This is a genomic window from Nocardioides sp. (assembly GCF_031422975.1).
Taxonomy (GTDB): domain Bacteria; phylum Actinomycetota; class Actinomycetes; order Propionibacteriales; family Nocardioidaceae; genus Nocardioides.
In genome coordinates this window covers 1-3,484 of record NZ_JANPEO010000515.1, presented here as the reverse complement: position 1 = coordinate 3,484, position 3,484 = coordinate 1, and the positions used below count along the sequence as shown (strand labels likewise).

The 3,484-nt window shown below is 70.6% G+C and carries 3 protein-coding genes; all 3 read right to left on the bottom strand.

The features are described 5' to 3' along the window. On the bottom strand, positions 1 to 558 hold a 558-nt coding region (locus RMO85_RS15435), incomplete at its 3' end, for a twin-arginine translocation signal domain-containing protein (protein WP_310529609.1). Between the two features lie 167 nt (positions 559 to 725). Further along, positions 726 to 1,337 (bottom strand): hypothetical protein, encoded by a 612-nt coding sequence (locus RMO85_RS15430; protein ID WP_310529608.1) that lies wholly within the window; start codon positions 1,335 to 1,337, stop codon positions 726 to 728. A 71-nt stretch (positions 1,338 to 1,408) separates the two neighbouring features. Further along, positions 1,409 to 3,445, bottom strand: coding sequence for an NAD(+) synthase (locus RMO85_RS15425; RefSeq protein ID WP_310529607.1), 2,037 nt, complete (start codon positions 3,443 to 3,445; stop codon positions 1,409 to 1,411). Positions 3,446 to 3,484: the final 39 nt, after the last annotated feature.

Below are 3,484 nucleotides of genomic sequence, written 5' to 3'. Positions count from 1 at the left end.
CTGGAGTGGCGGCGGCGGCGTTGCCGGCGGCGGCGGCGGTGCGGGTGGCGTTGCCGGCGGCGGTGCGGGCGGGGTTGCCGGCGGGGTTGCCGGCGGCGGCGGCGGCGGAGGCGGTGGAGGCGGCGGTGGTGGCGGTGGTGGCGGTGGAGGGTCGGCAACCAGGATGTACTGCGTGGCCGTCGCGCTGCCATGGGTCGGCTGGGAGTTGGTGATGAGGACGACGACCCCGTAACTGCCCGCCGCCGCGAAGGCGTACACGATCTGGTTCCCCTCGCCCATCGAGGTGCCCCGGCTGCTGCCGCCCGGCTGGAACCAGCGCCACTGGACCCGGCAGGGAGGTGCGTCGCAGGTCCCCGTGAACGTGAACGTCACCGGCTCGTCGGTCGTGGGCGAGGCCGGGGTGAAGGTGAAGCCGGCCGTCGGCAGCGCGAAGGATGTCGTCGGAGTGAGGAGGACGGCCGCGAGTGCGAGCACCGCCACCCCGAGGGTGCACACGCGCAGGAACGCGCGGCGGGTCAGGCCCTCGTCAGGACGGTCCGGATCGCTCAGTACGGCCATCGCACAACTCCTAGGTGAACGCTTGACCGGTCCCATCATTGCCCAACCGTGTCGGGCGCGCCACCGCCAGTCCCGGCACTCAACCGAGCCTAGGAGCCCCACCTTGGGGTTTCCTTGGGCGCCCTGACGCCGCCATCGTGGTGGACCAGCGCAGCGACGTGGAGGCCTCAGGGGTAGAGGTCGCAGGCCAGCACGTCGTCGCTGACCAGCACGCCGTCGCGAACGCGCTCCATGGGCGGCACGGTGCTCTCCGTGACCGGAGCCCAGGCGATCGCTCCGGGCCGTGCGTGGAACCAGACACGTCGCACCTTGACCGTGAGCGTGACCGCCTCGTTGACGGTGCCTGCCCAGCAGCCACTGGCGCGGCGCTTCGTCCGCGCCTGCTTGAAGCCAATGCGGGCGCCGATCGCGGTGCCGGCGTAGCGCCACGCCACGAACGTGTCGGCGGCCACCGCCGTCGTGAGCCACGGGGGCTCGACCCGGACGCTCATGCCGGCGGTGCGGGCCGAGGGCAGGTTGACCGTGACCGAGCCGTCGATGACCGTCGCGGGCACCGAGGAGTAGATCGGGTCGGCGCCGTCGTTGGACAGCAACGTGATCACGCAGCCCTCGCACCTGGCGATGAGAAGGGTGAGGTCGGTGTCGAGCTCGATCGCGGCCGAACGGGTGGCGTCACCCGGCACGGCACTGGCGTACGCCGCGCCGAGCACGGACGTCATCACGATCACCAGGGCGCCGATCAGCGCGCCGGCCAGGGGGCGGACCGGGAGACGGGACACGAGCAAACCTTCCGCTGTCAGGGGCGTTCAGAGGTACGACGCGCCGGTGGGCCGGTTAGTTGTCGAGCCCGTCATTCGTCCGGAACCGAGGCCAGGTCGGCCAGCCAGGCCGTGCCCGTGGCATCGCTCGGCATCCGCCAGTCCCCGCGCGGGCTCATCGTGCCGCCCGAGCTGACCTTGGGCCCGTTGGGCAGGGCGCTGCGCTTGAACTGGTTGGCGAAGAACCGCCTCAGGAAGACCTCGAGCCACCTGCGCACCTCGACAAGGTCGTAGGCGACGTGGGCCTTCTCCGGGAAGCCGGGAGGCCACTCCCCCGCGGTCACGTCGCGCCAGGCGTGCCACGCCAGGAACGCGATCTTGCGTGGTCGGTAGCCACGCCGGACGACGTGGAAGAGCGCGAAGTCCTGCAGGTTGTAGGGCCCGACCATGTCCTCGGTGGCCTGTGGCTTCTTGCCTTCCTCGGTTGGGATCAGCTCGGGAGTGATCTCCTGCTCGAGGATCTCGGTGAGCACCGCATTGGTGTCGTCACTGAACTCGCCGTTGGAGATGACCCAGCGGATGAGGTGCTGGACGAGCGTCTTGGGCACCCCGGCGTTGACCGTGTAGTGCGACATCTGGTCGCCCACGCCGTAGGTGCACCATCCGAGCGCCAGCTCGGAGAGGTCCCCCGTGCCGACGACGATGCCGCCACGGTGATTGGCCAGGCGGAAGAGGTAGTCGTAGCGCAGCCCTGCCTGGACGTTCTCGAACGTGACGTCGTAGACCAGCTCACCGTCGGCGTAGGGGTGGTCGAGGTCCTTGAGCATCTGCTCGGCTGCGGGCCGGATGTCGAGGGTCTCGAAGGTCACGCCCAGCGCCCGGCTCAGTCGCGTGGCATAGCTCTTCGTGGCCTCACCGGTCGCGAAGCCGGGCATCGTGAAGGCGTGGATGTCGGTGCGCGGCCGGCCGAGCCGGTCCATGGCCCTGGCCGCCACGATGAGGGCGTGCGTGGAGTCGAGGCCGCCACTGACGCCGATGACCGCCTTCGGCTGCCCGATCGACTCCAGGCGACGCTCGAGACCGGAGACCTGGATGTTGTAGGCCTCGTAGCAGTCGAGCGCGAGCCGTTCGGCATCGTCGGGGACGAAGGGGAAGCGGTCGACCTTGCGGAGCAGGCCGATGTCGCCCACCGGCGGATCGAGGGCGAACTCGATGACGCGGAACTCGTCGTCGCCGCCCGCGCCGCGCCGGTTGTCGTCGAAGGTGCCCTGTCGCAGCCGCTCCTGCCGCAGCCGGTCGAGGTCGACGTCGACGACCGTGCGCACGGCCCCGGCCGGGAACCGCTCGCCCTCGGCGAGCAGGTCGCCGCACTCGTAGACCAGCGTCTGGCCGTCCCAGCTCAGGTCGGTGGTCGACTCGCCCTGACCCGCGGCCGCATAGAGGTACGCCGCATTGCACCGTGCGCTCGCACTCCGCACGAGCAGACGGCGGTCCTCGGCCCGGGCCACCGTGATCGGGCTGCCGCTGAGGTTGACAAGCACGGTCGCGCCGTTGAGGGCGGCCTCCGCGCTCGGCGGGATGGGCACCCACATGTCCTCACAGATCTCGGCATGGAGCAGGAGGCCGTCGACGTCCGTGGCCGAGAAGATGAGGTCGGGGCCGAAGGGGATCTCCTCGCCGCCCAGGGTCAGGAACTGCCCGTGCTGGTCGTCGCCCGGCGCGAACCAGCGACGCTCGTAGAACTCGCGGTAGGTCGGGAGGTGGGCCTTCGGTGCGATGCCGAGGACCTCGCCACGGTGGATGACCACCGCGCAGTTGTAGACGCGGTTGCCCTTGACCAGCGGCGCACCCACCACCAGGACGGGGAGCAGGTCGGCGCTGGCCCCGACGATCTCGTCGAGTGCGTCTCGCACGGCGTCGAGCAACGGGTCCTGGAGGAAGAGGTCGTCGATCGAGTAGCCGCTCAGCGACAACTCGGGGAACACCGCGACCGCCACGTGCTCCGCGGAGGCTGCCCTCGCCTGCTCGACGATGCGCTCGGCGTTGGTCGCCGGGTCGCCGATCGCGACCGGCAACGTGATGGCCGCGACCCGGGCGAAGCCCTGGGCGTAGGCGGAGTAGAAGTCCACGGCGCCACTCTAGGGCTGCCCGATCGCATCGAGTCGGGG